Raw genomic sequence first — 19,189 nt, 5'->3', positions numbered from 1 at the left:
TAAACGTACGTATTCATATTTTCCAGCTTTAACAATTTTTATATGCATAGGAAATACCTCCTAAGAAACAGTAAATCCTATGCATATTGTACCATACAATTTGACACAATATCAACAAATTAAAGCATAATAATAAAAAATTTGTCCCTACACTTTTAATAAAAATTAATTTTTGTAGCCCTCAAACCCAGTAAAATCAAGGGGTCTTACTTTTAAACCTCCTTTCAACTGACAAACTCGGGACAATCTGGTAGAGAACTGTGATAAGATAGAGGCAGAAAGCCATGAAGAGTTTCTGCTTAAGTTGTTAAAGTTGGAAGTGGAGCACAGGGAAGCAAGTAGGAAAGCCAGACTTTTGAGGAATGCTAACTTTTACACAATCAAGACATTTGATGGTTATATGTTTGATGAGATAAAGTTTCCACAAGGACTTACTCCGGGTGATTTAAAGGATTGCAAGTTTATTGAGGAAAAGAAAAACTTAATTTTTTATGGTAATGTGGGGACAGGTAAAACGCATCTTGCAACAGCGATAGGTGTGGAGGCATGTAGGAAGGGTTATAACGTAAAGTTTTTCCGAACAGCAGCGCTGGTCAACAGGTTGGTAGAAGCGAGGAAAGGAGGTGAACTTTCTGGGCTTTTAAAGCAGCTTACTAAAGCAGACCTTTTGATATGTGACGAATGGGGTTATGTACCCGTAGACAGGGAGGGGGCGCAACTACTATTTCAGGTAATTTCGGACTGTTATGAGCAGCGGAGCATAATAATTACTACCAACTTGGAATTCAGTCGATGGATGAGTGTTTTTTATGATGAGCAAATGACAGCGGCAATAATAGATCGATTGATACATCATTGTTATTTGTTAATCTTTGATGGACAAAGCTATCGCATGAAGCAATCACTGATGAGACAGTTAAGTTAACAAAAAAATTCCCCACCGGTGCCTGGGGAAAAATCTTTGCAAAAATGGGGAATTTTCTCTTGCAAAAAACACAACACCCCCCAAACTGCCAGGTATACCCTCTACCTTCAGCTTTCCTCCTTCGCTATTGCAAATAATATATACTTTTCCGCTTTGTCCATTCTCAACCTTGCAATTGATAGGAGTAAACTTACTTAAGTCTAACATCTTCATCAAAAATACCACTCCCCTTCTTTTGACTTCACATTTTCATAACTTAGCCCCGCTTTTATAACCACATCCTACTTCTCTTTTGGCAGACTTCATCTACCGCTGAATCGTGAGTCATAAGCGTACCCTAAATTAACTGAGTCTAAAAATTTTTACCGTGTGAGCAGACACACACTTCTGCCCACACGGCAAAAACATACCATTTAATACACATTCAGTTATTTAACGATTCATTACTTAGTCAAGACAGTACCAAAGTGCCTGACATTATTTTGCATACCTTCCTTTTTTCAAGACAGTACCAAAGCGTTTGACATTATCTTGATACTTCTTGTCATAGGTTTCCTCTATCTGAGGCATACCATTTTCATCACAGAACTTGATAATGTCTTCGTATACCTTTTCTGCTTCTGCTGGGGATTTAGCCATTATTACTTTCGGATAATTCGCCTTTATATAGTCTTCGCACAAGGTCCTCTGAATACCCAAATCGCTCTGCATTGCAGAAAAATAAAAAGAGCTTTAAGCTCTTTTTATATATAGTTTAAACCATTCGGCCAAGGTAAAGGCAGTGGGAAAACCTGGTCCCATGGCTGACCATAAGACGGTCGATTGAACCCAGTAAACAGAAATTCTGCCAGCTTTGCGTCATCATCACCCACTCCGTTTGGTAATTCGGCTAAAGAGGAAGGAGGTACACCCTCATCCCAAGCTCCCTCAACGATAGGATATATGTCCCTCCATAAGCTTTCCTTATTAACGATTCTCAAGGTGGTACCGGGATAATATGATGAAACCCCATTTAATCCTGCTGAATTCAAGATTGATACAAGGCTCCTATCATATGCGGGTACCTCCAATATCACCTGTTCCATTCCCCTGTCATGCAATAGCTTATCAATAAGCCAAACAACAACCATTCTTTCCCCGACATACTCCACCACTTTAAATGCCCCGGGTTTCCTCTCGTACCCTATAAGATAGGCAAGGCCTACATTTTCCTCAGCAAAAGCCACAGCCACAGTTAGAGCCGGAACGGGGGGATGGACCATGGGAACCGCTTTAAGCAGCACAGGAAATTCCCCTTTGGTTCGCTGATACCTTACCGGTTCTCGCTTATATATATCAAAAAGGACATCTGCTCTATCTGCGTCTTCAGAGATATGGTACCGGATCCCTTCAAAACTTTCACATGAGAATTTACCCTTTTCTAATACAAACGTAAATGCCTCACCTATCTCTACACAGGAATTCCTCTTGTACAAGCCTCTGGTACCAGATATACTGACCAACCCTATGCCTTCCTCACCCAGGCTCCTGAACACCTCATGAAGAAGTCTGGTTCCAATCCCTCTCCCCTGGTAGTCCGGATGGGTACATACCGCACCCATGTTGGCCATACTGACTTTATGGCCATATACCACGGCTGTATTCTTCTTTATACCGATGTGTGCTACAATCCTTCCATCGTCAACAGCCACATAAAGATTAGGAGCGTTTTCTACACATATAAAAGTAGGAAACTGCCTGCCCATAGAGGGCTCTAACCCGCTGGACGTACGAAAAACATAGTTAACCAACTCTAGAATTTGTTCCACGTCTTCCGGCCTGGCCGGGCGAAAATCCACCATAATCCTTCCCCCCTCGAAAAGAAATAATCAAGCGTAAGGCTTCTTTTGAAGCCATTTATTCCTTCTTAAACCTCTCAACGAAATCGGGAGCAATCTGCTTAAGCATATCCTCCAGCTCGCCATCGGACATAACAGTGGTGCGCCCCTGTGCATACTCCTTATCCACCAGTTCCTTGAGCTTGATCACCAGTGGATCCCTTTTATCTATAGCATTTTCCCCTTCCAGCCCAAAGTAAGAATTAACCCAATGGGCAATCCCGGCCAAGCCAGAATGCTGACTTACAGCCACCCTGGGCGGCCTCTTAAGTATCTTACCTGTGTCAAATATGTTGTATATCTCCTCATCCTTCAAAAGGCCATCTGCATGAATCCCCGCCTGGGTTACATTAAAATTCCTGCCCACAAACGGCGTATTAGGCGGTATCTCATAGCCTATTTCCTTTTCAAAGTATTCGGCAATCTCAGTAATAACCGACAGGTCCATGCCATTGGTGTCGCCCCTTAAAGCCACATATTCTACAACCATGGCCTCAAGAGGACAGTTCCCGGTACGCTCGCCTATGCCCAGCATGGTACAGTTGACCGCCGAAGCGCCATACAGCCAGGCAGTAGCAGAGTTGGTAACCGCTTTGTAAAAGTCATTGTGTCCATGCCACTCAATCAGCTCGCTGGGTATGCCCGCAAAATGCCTCAAACCATATATTATACCCGGCACGCTTCTCGGCAGCGCAACTCCCGGATAAGACACGCCATACCCCAAAGTATCACATGCACGAATCTTTATAGGTATCCCGGATTCATCCATCAGCTTCTTAAGCTCAATGGCAAATGGAACCACAAAGCCGTAAAAATCAGCCCGCGTAATATCTTCAAAGTGGCAGCGAGGCCTGATACCGTATTCCAGCGCCATCTTTACCACCGACAGATACATATCCATGGCCTGCTTACGCGTCATGTTGAGCTTTTTGAATATGTGGTAATCCGAACAGCTCACCAAAATACCGGTCTCTTTTACCCCCATCTCCTTTACCAGCTCAAAATCCTTTTTGGAAGCGCGTATCCAGCTGGTAACCTCGGGATACTGATATCCACGCTCCATACACTTGCGCACCGCTTCCTTATCCTTATCGGTGTACAGGAAAAATTCGCTCTGTCGAATGACGCCATTGGGTCCCGAAAGCTTGTGGAGCAAATCAAACAGGTCCACTATCTGCTTGACGGTAAAAGGTGCTCGCGCCTGCTGTCCATCCCTGAAGGTGGTGTCGGTGATCCATATTTCATCAGGTACATGCATCGGCACAAGGCGATGATTGAATGGTATTCTGGGTATGCTGTCATAAGGGAACAGATGCCTGTACAGATTTGGCTCCTCTACATCCTGAAGCGAATATTTGTATGCCGACTGCTCCAGCGTATTCGTCCTCTTGCTGAACTCCAGCACCTCAACATCTCCTCCTCCCAAATAAGTCTCCAGGCTTTCTTGACGTCTTTTAAGTTGGCTATATTTCAACGACCTGCTATATCTTTAAATTATTTTCGTGTAAACAAAAAAGCATTGAAGAAAGACGATGCATTTTCATGCCGGCACCTCTTATAGTATTTGTGTATAATTGTATACAGTTATACACGTATTTGTCAAGCCCTTAATTGTAAAAATTGAAAAATTATTAAGAATACGATTTATAATCGGACCTTACGGAAATTGCTTCTACGAAATATCCTGTTCCCAACATTATAATCAAACAGCACGTAAGTAATGGAAGGAGGATAAACGCCGCTTTTTACGCCTTCCACAACATCGTATTCGAACACCTCTATATGAGCCATACGGGATATCTGCCTGGGCGTATACCCTTTAAGGTGCGGCATAAATCTTAGCACATTTTCTTCGCTTTTAAAAAAAGAATCAACAGCCTTACTCAAACCCGGTATCTGGGGCGGCTCTATACCTTCTGGATACCTGCTGGGCTTTTCCTGGCTTACCCAGTCAAACCGCATGATATTTGTCAAAAGCCTGTGATCCACGTTATCCAGCGTAAGTCCATACTCAAGCAATATCTCATAAAGGCGTATCTGGCTATATGAAAGCCCTTCATAGCCCTTTTCCTTCCAGAAAGCCATAAACCCTTCAAAAAATTCGAATGGATTATCATCATGGAAACTGATCAGGTATTCAAGAGTATATTTAAAGCGACCGGAGTTGTAATACTTCTCAACCAGATCCTCTATCATCTCAAGCTTTGCAATTTCCTCATAAGTGATATAGTTGTTCCTGAGCACCTTATAAGGCGGGTACTGGGTATATTCATAGCCGTATTCTTCAGCTCTCAACCTGAGACCCGAACCCTTGAGTAACTTCAAAAATCCCAACTGGATCCTGTTGGGCCGTAAAAAATACACGTCATTAAATGAGCGCTTAAAGGAGGCATAATATTCTTCAGGCAATCCGGCTATTAAATCCAGATGGAGATGTATGTTCTCGTTGTCCCTCAGCCGTGCAACCGCCCTGGCCAAAGCGTCAAAATCCATCTTCCTTTGAATCTCATGTACTGTTTCGGGATTTGTGGACTGCACCCCTATTTCAAATTGAAAAAGACCAGGAGGTGCTTGCCTCAATATATCCAGCATCTCATCATCTATCAAATCCCCCGCCATCTCAAAATGGAAGTTGGTCTGCCCACCGAGTGAAATGAGGGTCTTAAATATATGCTTTGCCCTCACCGGATTACAGTTGAACGTCCTGTCAACCAGCTTGACCTGCGGTATACCCGCCTTTACAAATAGCGCAAGCTCCCTTTCCACCCGCTCAAGAGAAAAATACCTCACACCCGGAATGGTTGAAGAAAGGCAGTACTGACACTTAAAGGGACAGCCCCTTGAAGTTTCGTAATAGATGACCTTATTTTCAAGCCCTGCAAAGCCATCCTGATACGGAAATGGAATCATATCCAAATCCTGTATCAAAGGCCTGGCCGGATTGACGACTATGTCCCTACCATGGCGGTAGACCAGACCCTTTACCTGTGCCGGATTCCCCTTGTCCTCAAGGATATGCAGCAGCTCATGGAAGGTCTCCTCTCCCTCTCCCGCAACGATATAATCAACCGCAGGATTATCCCTCATGACATCCTCGGCATCAAAGGCAACCTCGGGACCCCCAAGTACAATCACACACCGGTCCATCACCCTTTTTAATGTATCGGCCACCATCAATACTTCTCTAATATTCCAGATATAACATGAAAAGGCCACCACATCAGGCCTTGCAAGATAAATCTCCCTGATTATCCTCTCTATATGATCATTTATAGAAAACTCAAGGAGATCCATCAAATGCTCTTTGCCACAGTACGCTTTCAGATACCTCAAAGCTAGGTTGCTGTGAATAAATTTCGAATTGATTGCAACTAAAAGCACCTTCATGACTGGCTCCTCCATTTTCTTTTTATCGCAACGCATTATCTCGCCTGCTTGTTCAGTTTAAACTCTTGATTACTTTTAAAGCTCGTTTAAAAAGCAGAATTAAATGTTTTTCCCATTTAAAGAATATACAAGTCTTATAAGCTCTCATCCACAAATTCATATATTAATTCCGTGACAAATACTTGATACTTCTAGTTAGAATCACCAAACCACCCACTATGATGTTCAAATAATAGGTCATAAACCTCCACAGTAGCATGGCAAGAAATATCAAATGTCCGGGAAAAAACCGTTGAAAGAACAGATAAAACCCGCCTTCCGAGGCTCCCATGGCACCCGGAGCTGGGAAATAGGATACCGCCAGATACAAAAAGGATTGAACAAATATCATATCCATCCACGCGCTGTCCTCCAAACCGAACGCCCTGTAGACAAAAAACGTGACGCTGAAATAAAAGATGAGCTGCATAGCCGTCATAACGGCCATCAGAACCATGCCTTTGTAGTTTCCCCGGAACATGCACAGGCTCCTGTGAAAGTCTTCCACAGCCTCTTCCATTCGTGCCTTCCACTTCTCTAAATCCCTCACTATACGCACGCGGTGAAAAAAATTCAATACAGACAATACTATTTTTCTTATAAAACCGCGATTGAGCGAGAGAGAATATATGAAAAACACTGCTCCCGCATTGATCACAAACCCAATTAAAGATATCCAAACCACTACAAAAGGATATGAAACTATCAAACTAGCCTTAAATATAAAGGCTATCGCACAGAATATTGACAAAACCACCTGGTAGACCAGGTATTTAATTATGAGCGCCGAGGTGGAATAACCGGCCGGGATACCAAATCGGGACATATAATACACCTGCGCAGGTTGCCCACCGCTGGCAAAGGGCGTAACTGAGTTGTAGTATTGCCCTATCAACGCAACCTCCATACAGTCCTTAAAACGCCTGGGTTCAAAAATAGCAGCTAGCGAATATCTGAGTATTAGAGCATCCATAACCCAGAACATCAGCATGCACGCCGCTGCCCCGGCAAGCCAGTGCAGTTTAAGCGCGTTAAACGCACGGCCTATATCCTTAAGGTTTGGATCCAAAAGTCCTATAACTGCAATAATTATTATATTTACTGCAATATAAAAAAGAATTGCGTACTTTTTCTTGTCCATATTCTCTCCTTAAATTATTAATATCCTTACTTCCCATATTGCATACATCAAGCCAAATACCAGTTGCATAAAATAAAAACACACTGGCGGCTCCATCATTGTCTCTATTATACTATACTCCAAAGAATACCGCAAACTGAAGACAGTATACACCACCATAGCCTGATAAAATCACATAAAAGCCGCGGCATACAAGACCGCGGCTTCTTACCCCTGTGATACTACTTGTTCTCGATCAAAATATTTCTATCGATAAAAAGGATTCGATTTATCTCCTTACACATTCCTTAACGCATTCGGCGCCTCTCTTTAAAGCCTCCTCATTTAACGTAATGAAGTGCTCTTTGGAAGGCCCCAGCGCCTTTCTCAAAGACTCTATTACAAATGCCGGCGATACGGCACCCGTCTTTGCTATATAGCTTCCCAGCATTACCATATTGGCCACACGGCTATTGCCCAGCTGATCCGCAATCTCATTTGCGGGTATATAGCAAACCTCTATATCATCTCTGGATGCCTTTTTATCTATAAGTGAACTGTTAACGAGCAGAAGCCCCCCTCTCATGACAGCACCCTCAAACCTGTCCAGCGATGGCCTGTTCATAACCATGACCGCCGTCGCTTCGGTTACAATGGGCGACGCCACCGGCTCATCAGATATGATGACGTTGCAGTTGGCCGTGCCGCCGCGCATCTCGGGGCCATATGAAGGAAGCCATGACACATTCTTGCCTTCCAGCATGCCAGCATAGGCCAAGAGCTGTCCCATCAACATAATCCCCTGCCCGCCAAATCCTGCAATGATAATCTGGTGGGTCATATCACTTTCCCTCCTTTTTAACGCCCAAAGGGTAACAAGGAATCATATTTTGCTCAAGCCATTTCAGCGCTTCCACCGGCGTCATACCCCAGTTGGTCGGGCAGGTAGAAAGGACCTCTACCATTGAAAAACCTTTGCCTGCCAGCTGAGTTTCAAACGCTTTTTTAATCGCTCTCTTGGCCTGATTTATATGTTTTATATCGTGTACCGAAACCCTTTCGATGTATGCCGAACCCTCAAGGGTTGCCAGCATCTCGCTCATTCTTATGGGATAGCCCGCCTTGCCAGGATCACGCCCATAGGGAGTGGTGGCGGTCACCTGCCCAATGAGGGTAGTGGGTGCCATCTGCCCCCCCGTCATTCCGTATATGGCATTGTTTATGAATATGACGGTGATGTTTTCACCCCGCGTGGCAGCATGCACTATCTCTGCCGTGCCTATGGCTGCCAGGTCTCCATCCCCCTGGTAGGTAAATACAACCCTGTCGGGCAAAACGCGCTTGATGCCGGTAGCCACAGCCGGCGCCCTGCCATGTGCAGCTTCCTGCATATCACAATTGAAGTATTCATAGGCAAATACAGCACACCCCACCGGGGCAACGCCTATCGTCTTCTCACGGATGCCCAGTTCATCTATCGCTTCGGCCACCAACCTGTGAACTATGCCGTGAGTACAACCGGGACAGTAGTGAAACGGCTTATCGGTCAGAGATTTTGGTCTGGTAAAAACCTTGGTCATCTCGAAACACCCCCTATGACCTTCTTGATTTCGGACAGTATCGCATTAGGCTCGGGTACCATTCCGCCTGTCCTGCCGTAGAAGTACACCGGTTTTCTGCCGTTGACGCTCAAGCGCACATCTTCCACCATCTGGCCCATGCTCATCTCCACCGACATAAAGGCCTTGACGTGTTCACGCTGAGCCCATTCTTCAAAGGTACTGGTGGGGAAAGGCCAAAGGGTAATGGGACGTATAAGCCCAACGTTTATGCCCTCGCGTTTTGCCTTCTGAATGACGCTCTTTACAATTCGAGCGGTGGTGCCATATGCTGCCACGATTATCTCGGCATCCTCGCAGTTGTAGCACTCAACCTTTACCTCGTTTTTCTTGATCTCTTCATATTTCTGATAGATTCTCTTTACATGCTCTTCCAGAGCCTGCGGGTCAATGAACAGCGAGTTTATAATATTTCTCGGCCGGTCTCCCGTATATCCGGTAGTAGCCCAGGTTTTTAGTGGCAGCTCCCGTTTGCTGCTCAGAGGCCTGAATTCAACCGGCTCCATCATCTGGCCCAGCATTCCATCTCCCAGTATCATTACCGGATTGCGGTACTGATCCGCTATATCAAAGCCCTCCATTACCAGGTCTACCGCTTCCTGTATTGTGGAAGGTGCCAGCACCACCAGGTGATAGTCGCCGTGGCCGCCTCCCTTTGTTGCTTGGAAGTAATCCGACTGCGCAGGCTGAATTCCTCCCAACCCCGGGCCTCCACGAACCATGTTTACCACGACGCAAGGCAGTTCAGCCCCCGCAATGTATGATAACCCTTCCTGCTTCAGGCTTATGCCCGGACTGGAAGAAGACGTCATAACGCGGGCACCCGCACCCGCTGCACCATACACCATGTTTATGGCAGATACCTCACTTTCGGCTTGGATGAAACACCCGCCCACCTCTGGGAGCCTCTTGGCCATATACGCGGGGATCTCATTTTGCGGAGTTATGGGATATCCAAAGAAATATCTACATCCGGCCTGAATTGCCGCCTCTGCAATGGCCTCATTACCCTTCATCAACACTTTTGACATAAATATACAACCCCCATTCTGTTAATTTTATTGCCTTGCATGACGCGTACCGGCTCGCTTTGCAGTATCAACTTGGCAGACAACTGATAAACCGCTTCAATTCAACACAGTTAATCATCAATTGCCCTTGCACATATGGGCTTTTATCTGCCCGATGCTGGTGTTGCACTGCGTGGTCCCTTTGCTAAATCCCGCACTCCACTTCTACTTCTCCACCTCAATGACCACATCCGGGCATATTCGCGCACAAAAAGCACATCCAATGCATTTATCCATCTCTATCACCGTAGCCGGGTGATACCCTTTGGAATTCATGCGATCACGAGCCATCACCACAATCCCCTTGGGACAAACTGTGGTGCACAGTTCACATCCCTTACATCGTTCCTCATCAAAAATAACCCTTGCCATACACATATACCCCTCTCCTTAGAGAATTTTTAGTCTAAAATCTTAACTGATGTATTAAGTACATTAATGTCTATCTTGTCCTTCCATGACAACCTTATTTTAAAATGAATAAACGAAACACTATTTTGCCAGCAATAATAGTGTGAACAATATTGTTAAAGTCTACCACACAAATCCATTAAGGCTAATGCCTTTCATAAATCGCAATTTTCACGCTTTATAAATACAAAGAAAAGCACAGTACTTCACTTCACAATTACACCACTTCCATTTATTTACTAAAAACAATTTAAAATAATCACAAGATTTATACCTCATCCTCGTGACTCCAGGGAGGATGAAGATAAATATCTATAGGGAATCCCTTTTTGTTGTACTGCTCTGGCAGCTGCTCAATTACCTCCGCAACACCGGAAATATAAGCAATCGGTATATTTAACTTTTCAGATACTTGCTCCACGATCTCCTGTCCTTCAAGTAGATGATTTAAATTTGTCTCATACATCAAATTGGTGTTGTTAATGAGGTCAGTAACTTTTAGCCTTGAATGACTCTCAATAGCCTTAAGCATCTCTATGATCTGCTCAGGGGTACTGGACAGCGGCCTTCGCGCATTGATCACAAAAAACATTCGATAAGGCTCTTGCATGAAGTAAGGATAGTATCGCCCCAGTGCCGTAGCCCCTATATCATCTCCACCCACATCGAAAATCACCTTGCTGTTTTTGCTTTGAAACACCGAATAAATTTCAGGGGGCAGCGACGGAACATCCACAGTAGTCCCAACAAAATTGGGCGACAAAAGCCTTATCCCCTCTTTTTCTAAAACATCCCTAACCTCACTTGAACGAAAAAACGGATTCACGATATCCAGGTCCACAACAGTCACCGCCTGCCCCTGCCTGGCCAATTTTATACTATAGTTTATGGCCAGCTCAGTCTTGCCGCTACCGAAGTGACCTGTAAAAAGTATAATCCGCCTGTTTTCCTGTTGCATGTAGCATCCAACCCTTTCAGCTATAAAACAAATACACTTTCGATTATTTTATCACATTTTTTTGCATTATTCTATTAATTGTTTGCTCCTTTTTTGGTGAATCACCAACAACCTGTAAAGATGATGGCTTCATGATTATAACCTTCCCCATATTTTCTGAACAGAAAAAAGACCCCCATCCCTTTAATTACAAAATAACAGGATGACGGGTCTTCTTGTAATCATTACAACGTCACACCATTTTTGAAGATAGCGATTTCTCTAAATCACATTTTTTCGGACTTTGTCGGCATGCCAGATGCTACCCTGATCACATAATCTATGAGTTCCTCGGTGAGCTGTTTCATGGTTTCTCCCGCAAGAAGCCTTCCCGCATCAAAATCCATCCAGTGGGGCTTCTTGTTAAATATCTCACTGTTGGTGGCAATCTTTATGGTGGGGACCGCCGTTCCAAGCGGCGTTCCTCGCCCTGTGGTAAACAAAACAATCTGGCATCCTGCTGATGCAAGTGCCGTTGACGCCACCATTTCATTACCCGGCCCGTAAAGCAAATTCAGCCCTTTTTCTCTTACCACATCACCGTAATCCAATACATCCACGACCGGGCTTGTCCCACCCTTTTGCGTACATCCTAGGGACTTTTCTTCAAGTGTAGTTATACCTCCCTTTTTATTGCCTGGAGAAGGATTTTCGTATATAGGCTGGTTGTAACTCATAAAGTATTCTTTGAAATCATTTATTTAGTAAGCGTCAAATAGAGCTTACTTTAAACTATAATGGCAAATATGAAATAATTCATCTACAAAAAGGATAGAGAGGGATTATTCATTACACAAAAAAACGGAAATAACAGAGGGAATCTGAAATTGAAGCATACAAAAGTTGTAAGGTAGACTAAAAATAAATAATCCCCGCCTTTTTCAAGGTGGGGATTATTTTACACTTACGCATAAACCATTATCCTTTTAATCCGCTTGTACTAATTCCTTCTACAATGTACTTCTGAAATGCAATAAACAATATAATAACTGGTACTAGGGATAAAGCCGACATGGCAAACATAGCTCCCCAATTAGTAACAGCTGCAGGATCCGAAAACATCCTCAATGCCAAGGAGACTGTGTACTTTGCGGGAGTTTGCAGATACAACAAAGGTCCAAAGAAATCTTGCCATCTCCAGTAAAATGCAAAGATTGCAGAAGTCATCAGCGCCGGAACTAACAGTGGTATAATAATTCTAAGGAAAATTCCCATATGGTTACATCCATCAATCTTAGCTGATTCATCTAATTCCTTAGGGATTCCCTGAATAAATTGCATCATCAAAAATATGAAGAAAGGTAATCCAAAGAAAGAAGGAACAATCAGGGGTTTAAAAGAATTTATCCATCCTAATTTGCTAAACATAATATATTGGGGAATGATCAATACCTGAGAAGGCAACAGCATAGTAGTAATCATACATCCAAACAATATCTTTTTTCCCTTAAATCGAATACGCGAAAATCCATACGCCACAAATGCCGATGATACAACCTGACCTATGGTTGTTAAAGTAGCTACAATAAAGGAATTTTTAAAAAAAACGGCAAAAGAAATTCCTCCAAATCCTTTCCAACCCTCTATATAATTGCTAAATTCCCACTGTGTCGGAATTAAATGATGAGCTCTTTGAAAAATATCAGCGTGTCCCTTAAAAGAACTACTTATAAGCCACAATACCGGATATAGCATAAAAAACCCAAATATCCATATAAAAGCATGATATAAAAAAGTGTTAATGTATCCTTTTTTTCTCTTTTTCATATTACCATTCCCCTTTTGATTCGTAATATACCCAATAATTTGATGATTTAAAGATAAGTGCCGTAAATACCCCAATAATCAATAAGAGTACCCACGCCATTGCGCATCCATACCCCATCTCATAAAACTTAAAAGCCTTTTCAAATAGGTATAGCGCATAAAATAAAGTTCTATCAAAGGGACCTCCCTGAGTAATAAGATAACTCTCAGTAAATGCCATAAATCCACTTATGGTTTGCATAATAAAATTAAAAAATATAATAGGTGTTAACAACGGCATAGTAATTTTAGTAAACCTCTGCCAACTATTAGCTCCATCAATATAAGCAGCTTCATAATAGCTTGTTGGAATCTGTTTCAGCCCAGCAACAAAAATAAGCATAGGGGAACCAAATTGCCATGCAGCTAATAAAATAAGAGTCCACATAGCAGTGTGTGGGTTTCCTATCCAACCAATTCCTTTATCAATAACTCCTAATTCAATAAGAATAGAATTCAAGGCACCGTTAACCCCAAATAACTGACGCCACATTACTGCTACAGCTACGCTCCCACCGATAAGAGAAGGAATATAAAAGGCCGCACGATATACGCTTACCATTTTTCTATCTCTAACAAGAAGCACAGCTATAAAAAGCGCAAAAATCAAGCGCAAAGGTACGGCAACAAAAACATAGGAAAAGGTTGCTTTCAATGCACTTATATAACGCTCATCATGTAGGAACATGGTTTTATAATTTTCCAGTCCTACCCATTTAGGTGACGATAAAAGATCATATTGAGTAAATGACAATATAAAAGAGGCTCCTATTGGAATAATAGTAAATAAAATAAAACCAATAAGCCATGGAGATATAAAAGCATAACCAGCTAGGTTATTATAATCATTCCTTCTTTTTCTTTGTTTATTGTTACTCAACCCTTTTGCAACTTCCATTAAAAGTGCCCCTTTCTATACTTCAAAAATTAAAGGTTTAAAAGGTTTTATTAGACATGGTTTGCACAAAGTGCAAACCATGTCTAATAAACTCTTATATCATTGCTGAGCACTTTTTGCTAAAATCTTATTAGCTTCTTCTCTAAATTTTATAGCTGCCTCTGCTGGCGTAAGTTGTCCGTATAGGATCTGTTCTTCCAAATTCTTCAAAAGCTTGTCTACTTCTGGATGCCCTGGAGGATCTGGTGGATCTATTGGACTACTATTCGAAATAACTACCTCCATGAAATTAAACATTTCTTTCTGTGCATCATTCAACAATGGCATTAAGGCTTCCCGCACTTTAGAAGAAATGGGAACACCACGTTCTGCCAGCAAAACCTTATTTGCTTCAATATCGTTAGTAAAATAATTCACGAACTGTACAGCTTTATCTTTGTTTTTGCTAGTAGCTGCCACCGCAAAAAACATACTCGGTTTTACGTACATTCCTTCCTTAACCTGGTCTTTATGTTTAGGAAGTAATGCTAATTTAAGAGGTCGATTAGCAGCCTTTGTCATAGCAACAATCTGGTTACTATGAACTGCTGCCATAGCGGCTTTTTTGGTCACAAGGAATTCGTCCTCTACCGATTTAACTTCTAATCTTTCGTCCGGCATGGGTAGCGCACCTTGCTTTACTAATTCTAACTCCATTGTAAAAAATTCCTCAAAAAGCTTATCATCACTATAATCTAACTTAGTTCCGTCATCGGAGTACAATTTCTGTCCATGTTGACGAACATAATGTTTTAACCCGTGAAAATAACCACCAGGGAAAGTCCTATCGGCATAAATGTCTAATTTTTCATGTATTGTTTTGGCTGCATTCATATAATCTTCCCATGTCCAATCAGGCGTCGGTTCCGGAACACCTGCTTGTTCAAACAAAGCAGGGTCATAGACAATACAAGGGGCATTAGAACCCAAATTTATTCCATAAAGCTTGCCATCTACCTTTCCACCTACTATGCTGCTTTCATCCACATCCGACAAATCTAAAATTCCCCGTTCTACATAGGGGTCTAATGCCTCTAAAAGTCCCTTCTTGGCATACTGTGCTAGATATTGATAATCCTGTTGAAAAACGTCAGGTAAGTTGTTTGCAGCTGCCAAAGCCGCTACTTTTTCCCAATATCCATCCCATCCAGAAAATTCATATTGAATAGAAACATCGGGGTTCTTTTCTTCAAACATTTCAATAACCTTTATTGTCCTATCATGTCTATCTTGAGAACCCCACCAAAAAATACGCAGCTCAGCTTTTTCACTCCCAACATTCTCTTTTGACTCATCCTGTTTTTGTTCATCTTGCTTTTGCTGGTCACCTGTAGTTGAACCAACAGTATCTTTAGCCGGCTGACTTTGTCCACACGCTGTCAATACCATTGTCATCACCAGAATTACAATGATTAATAAATACAACCATTTCTTCATTATACACACCCCTTTTTTTAAATTGAGACCCTAGCACAATTAATTATATTGGAGGGGTGTAAAAATTTAAATAAAATTATCCGACAACCTTTGTTTAAAAAACAGATTTAAATTTCATTTTTGACATCCTAACATTTTTTTATACTCTGATGGAGTATAGCCTGTAATTTTTTTGAAAACCTGGCCAAAATATTGAGGGTTATTCCCATATCCCACGCATTTGGCAATATCAGAAATTTTACAATAACTTTCTTCTGATAATAATTGTTTAGCTTTTTCCACTCTCTTCTCCATCAAGTATGCGGAAAAATTTTTCCCTACTTCTTTTTTAAATAATTTGCCTAAATAATCTACATTCATATAAACAATTTTTTCAGCTATCCAAGAAAGGGAAAGATCTTCAAAATTTATATTTTCTTCTATAACCTTTAAAACAGTTTTAATAATTTGACTATTTTTTTCTTGATTCTCCTTATAATTGCCCTCTGTAATTTCCTGTGCTATAGACATGATAAAGTTAAACATCTTATCCAAAGTAGCAATATCTTGAAGCACTGAAATTTGTTTCATATACTCATTAAGATCTTGAAGTTTTGCCTGGCGGATAATTGAAATGTACAATTCTATACATAGTGCTCGGACCATATCAGCATCGACTTTATTACTATTTAACTTTGTAAAAAACGTTTTGAGTTCTTTACAAACCGCATTAACATTTCCACTTCTAATCAATAAAGCTAAATGTTGGTAATCAAAATTTATAATTGATTGTATCGATTGTTCTTTTTTGCCTACATCATCCCTGGTAATGATACAATCTTCACCCAAATAAAATCGGTACTCAAGACATTCCATTACCTCATCGTACAAATCAGGCAATTGTTCAAAAAAACCTTCTGAACTTACAGCCACTGTAAAGCTAATCCCACAATAATTTATAAAACTTTGTTTTATTTCTTCTAAATAAGAAAATAACTTTTCAGGCGGAATTGCCTTCTGCAACAACAGCACATTTTCACCAATTATCGTGCTAAGTAAAGAGTAATCCTTTTCGCAATAATCCAATAAATTCTTTAAAGCAAATCGTTTTTCAAACTCATTATTATCATCCAAACGGAAAAGTAATAAACGCATTTTTTCAGCAGGCAATTTTAATAACTCCTTAAAATAAACAACGTCTTTTTCATCCTTTAATCGCCCCATCACACAGTCTCGAAAGAACTGTTCTTTTACGTAAGGGATTACTCTTTGTAAATCTTCCTCCATTTTCTTTATAAATTTTTGGCGCTCCTTATTTTGTTTTAACTCTTCTGTTACCTTGTATAAAACCTTGGTAATTTCGTCTTCATCACACGGTTTCAGCAGATAATATTTAACTCCATACTGCATGGCTCTGCTCGCAAAGTTAAACTCTCCATACCCTGATAAAATTATAAAAATGATATCCGGAAACTCCGTTTTAACTCTTTCTATAAGTTCCAATCCATCCATTCCCGGCATCTTAATATCCGTAATTACAATATCTGGATTCATGTTTTTTATCTTCTCATAGGCTTCTATTCCATTCTCAGCATCTTCTACTTGTATACCCAGAGAATCCCAATTCACCAATTGTACAATGCCTTCTCTGATTATCTGCTCGTCATCCACCAATAAAAGTTTATACAAAGTCATCACCCCTTTTATAGGGAATAAAAATACATACCTTAGTCCCTTCTCCCAACACACTAGTCACATTTACACCGTATTCCATTCCGAATATGATCTTAATTCTCTCGTTTATATTTTTAATACCGATACCAGAACCTCTGGGTTCAATCTCGCCCCTATTTAGCTTCTCAACAAAATCCTTGTCCATTCCCGGACCATTATCTTCGACCCAAATTTTTAACCCTTTTTCCAATGGTTCAACCCATATCTTTATTTCGCAAACGCCCAAAATCTTTTCCAAACCATATTGAATAGAATTTTCTACTATAGGCTGAAGAGAAAGCTTGGGAATCATATACTCCCAATATTCTTGTGGAATATCCATTGAAAACTTTAATCTTTCTCCATATCTATATTTCTGGATAATAATATAATCTTCTAAAATTTTCATTTCTTCTTTTAATGGAATAATTTCACTTTTATTGCTAATGGAATTTCTCAACAAACTTCCCAAAGCTTTAACCATAGAAGCTATTTGATATTGTTTATTAAATCTTGCCATCCAATTAATTGAATCCAACGTATTGTATAGGAAATGGGGATTAATCTGTGCTTGTAAAGCTTTGAATTGAGACTCTTTAATTGCAATCTGCTTTAAATAATTCTCTTTTATCAACGTGTTAATTTTATCTACCATTAAGTGGAAATTATATTCCAGTTCAGCTATTTCATCCCCTTGTCTCTTTATGTTCGCACCCATTTGTGCAATCTTTTCAAATTCTCCCTTTTCTACCATTTTCATTTTATTTGTTAGTCTTTTAAAAGGTTTAGTAATCTCACTAGAAAATAAAAAACTTAAATATATAACCAGCATAAAAATACCAACATAAACCAAAACTAAAATTGTATGGACCGCTATAATATTTTTAAAAATGCTTGTATAAGGTAAAAGATTAACAAATTTCCAGTTAGTCCACTGAGAAGTAACATATGTAATTAAATACTTTTCCCCTTGGATGTTATCGATAAAATATCCCATTTTTTTATTCATTCTGTATATTAATTCATCAAATAAAAATTGATGATTATTTTTTTGATATATAACTCCATCTGATGATAATATAGCAAAATTTAACTCATCTTCACTTGTCAATTTTCGATTTGAAAAATTATTAAATAGCTTCTCCGGATCAATTCTAATAATAATTAATCCAAGATTCTCTAATTCCAAATTGGGAATAGACCTTACCACGCGTGCAGCAACAATAAAATGATCAAAAGCAGAAGGTCCGATCCATACCATTCCGCCTTTTCTTCGGATAGCCTGTTTTCGAATAAAGTCTAACCTTTCGGGATCTATTCTGACGGTATTCCTTCCCCATGAATACTGATTATCCTTGATATCTACGATATTAATAGAAGAAATATAACTTTCATTGAAAAACCATGTAAGCATCTTTTTATTGAAATTATTTAATACCTCATATTGATTATATGAATTACCGTCACGTCGAACGATAGCTAAATATTCTTGTACCTCTTTACTAGACAAAATATCAAAAGAGATTTGCTGTATTTTATTTAATCTAATATCTACCATTTCTGATAATAAAATCAAAAACTCAGCTGACTGTCGATATAATTGTTCCTCATATATACTAAAAGACAATTGCAATGCCACAAAACCTGTAGTAATAAGAATTAAAGATATAGAAAGAAACATAATAATCAGTTTTTGATTAATCTTTAAATTAGTAAAAAATTCTTTCATATAGATCCACATTCCATTTCTTAATAAAATAATATAATTATTATTTGTTTTACAACATACTATATTTTTATATTATTTTGCAATCAAATTTTTGTCAAGGTATGATGCATAAATGGGCGCATTTTCAATATATGAGGTAATAT

The 19,189-nt window shown here is 40.3% G+C and carries 16 protein-coding genes and 1 pseudogene; 1 reads left to right on the top strand and 16 read right to left on the bottom strand.

Annotated elements, in window-relative coordinates; all coding sequences use genetic code 11:
- Positions 1-247 precede the first annotated feature (247 nt).
- Entirely contained in the window at positions 248-925 is a 678-nt protein-coding gene (gene istB / locus KVG29_RS03210) for an IS21-like element helper ATPase IstB (protein ID WP_252226487.1), read from the top strand.
- A gap of 477 nt (positions 926-1,402) precedes the next feature.
- Here the strand turns inward: istB and KVG29_RS03205 are convergent, their stop codons facing one another.
- The 16 genes and pseudogenes from KVG29_RS03205 to KVG29_RS03130 form a co-directional block, all read right to left on the bottom strand.
- Complete coding sequence (locus tag KVG29_RS03205) at positions 1,403-1,636, bottom strand: hypothetical protein (RefSeq protein WP_252226465.1); 234 nt, start codon at positions 1,634-1,636, stop codon at positions 1,403-1,405.
- Positions 1,637-1,668: 32 nt separating this feature from the next.
- A complete protein-coding gene (locus tag KVG29_RS03200) occupies positions 1,669-2,766 on the bottom strand; it encodes a GNAT family N-acetyltransferase (RefSeq protein WP_252226464.1) in 1,098 nt (365 codons plus the stop codon).
- 55 nt (positions 2,767-2,821) lie between these two features.
- On the bottom strand, positions 2,822-4,207 hold the full coding sequence (locus KVG29_RS03195) for a 2-isopropylmalate synthase (RefSeq protein ID WP_252226486.1): 1,386 nt from the start codon (positions 4,205-4,207) through the stop codon (positions 2,822-2,824).
- Between the two features lie 239 nt (positions 4,208-4,446).
- Positions 4,447-6,189 (bottom strand): B12-binding domain-containing radical SAM protein, encoded by a 1,743-nt coding sequence (locus KVG29_RS03190; RefSeq protein ID WP_252226463.1) that lies wholly within the window; start codon positions 6,187-6,189, stop codon positions 4,447-4,449.
- Positions 6,190-6,352: 163 nt separating this feature from the next.
- The gene (locus KVG29_RS03185; RefSeq protein WP_252226461.1) at positions 6,353-7,369 is read right to left on the bottom strand and encodes a lysylphosphatidylglycerol synthase transmembrane domain-containing protein; all 1,017 of its coding nucleotides are present in this window, start codon (positions 7,367-7,369) and stop codon (positions 6,353-6,355) included.
- A gap of 268 nt (positions 7,370-7,637) precedes the next feature.
- Complete coding sequence (locus tag KVG29_RS03180) at positions 7,638-8,189, bottom strand: 2-oxoacid:acceptor oxidoreductase family protein (RefSeq protein ID WP_252226459.1); 552 nt, start codon at positions 8,187-8,189, stop codon at positions 7,638-7,640.
- 1 nt (position 8,190) lies between these two features.
- Positions 8,191-8,928, bottom strand: a complete 738-nt coding sequence (locus KVG29_RS03175; RefSeq protein WP_252226458.1) for a thiamine pyrophosphate-dependent enzyme — start codon at positions 8,926-8,928, stop codon at positions 8,191-8,193.
- Entirely contained in the window at positions 8,925-9,998 is a 1,074-nt protein-coding gene (locus KVG29_RS03170) for a 3-methyl-2-oxobutanoate dehydrogenase subunit VorB (protein WP_252226457.1), read from the bottom strand. Before KVG29_RS03170 ends, KVG29_RS03175 begins: the two co-directional genes overlap by 4 nt.
- Before the next feature lie 204 nt (positions 9,999-10,202).
- Entirely contained in the window at positions 10,203-10,409 is a 207-nt protein-coding gene (locus KVG29_RS03165) for a 4Fe-4S dicluster domain-containing protein (RefSeq protein ID WP_204487609.1), read from the bottom strand.
- Positions 10,410-10,716: 307 nt separating this feature from the next.
- Positions 10,717-11,406, bottom strand: a complete 690-nt coding sequence (locus KVG29_RS03160; protein WP_252226456.1) for a P-loop NTPase family protein — start codon at positions 11,404-11,406, stop codon at positions 10,717-10,719.
- A gap of 266 nt (positions 11,407-11,672) precedes the next feature.
- Positions 11,673-12,146, bottom strand: a pseudogene (locus tag KVG29_RS03155) (altronate dehydratase); the annotation flags it as partial.
- 217 nt (positions 12,147-12,363) lie between these two features.
- Positions 12,364-13,212 (bottom strand): carbohydrate ABC transporter permease, encoded by an 849-nt coding sequence (locus KVG29_RS03150; RefSeq protein ID WP_252226454.1) that lies wholly within the window; start codon positions 13,210-13,212, stop codon positions 12,364-12,366.
- Between the two features lies 1 nt (position 13,213).
- On the bottom strand, positions 13,214-14,149 hold the full coding sequence (locus KVG29_RS03145; protein WP_252226453.1) for a carbohydrate ABC transporter permease: 936 nt from the start codon (positions 14,147-14,149) through the stop codon (positions 13,214-13,216).
- A 99-nt stretch (positions 14,150-14,248) separates the two neighbouring features.
- Positions 14,249-15,625 (bottom strand): ABC transporter substrate-binding protein, encoded by a 1,377-nt coding sequence (locus KVG29_RS03140; RefSeq protein WP_252226452.1) that lies wholly within the window; start codon positions 15,623-15,625, stop codon positions 14,249-14,251.
- Positions 15,626-15,739: 114 nt separating this feature from the next.
- Positions 15,740-17,275, bottom strand: coding sequence for a response regulator transcription factor (locus KVG29_RS03135; RefSeq protein ID WP_252226451.1), 1,536 nt, complete (start codon positions 17,273-17,275; stop codon positions 15,740-15,742).
- 10 nt (positions 17,276-17,285) lie between these two features.
- Positions 17,286-19,046 carry a cache domain-containing sensor histidine kinase gene (locus KVG29_RS03130; protein ID WP_252226449.1) on the bottom strand — a complete coding sequence of 587 codons (1,761 nt, stop codon included), beginning with the start codon at positions 19,044-19,046 and terminating at the stop codon, positions 17,286-17,288.
- Positions 19,047-19,189 lie beyond the last annotated feature (143 nt).

The sequence above is a fragment of the Caldicoprobacter algeriensis genome (assembly GCF_023838525.1).
GTDB classification, from domain to species: Bacteria; Bacillota; Clostridia; order Caldicoprobacterales; family Caldicoprobacteraceae; genus Caldicoprobacter; species Caldicoprobacter algeriensis.
This window is presented reverse-complemented; position numbering and strand designations above follow the sequence as displayed.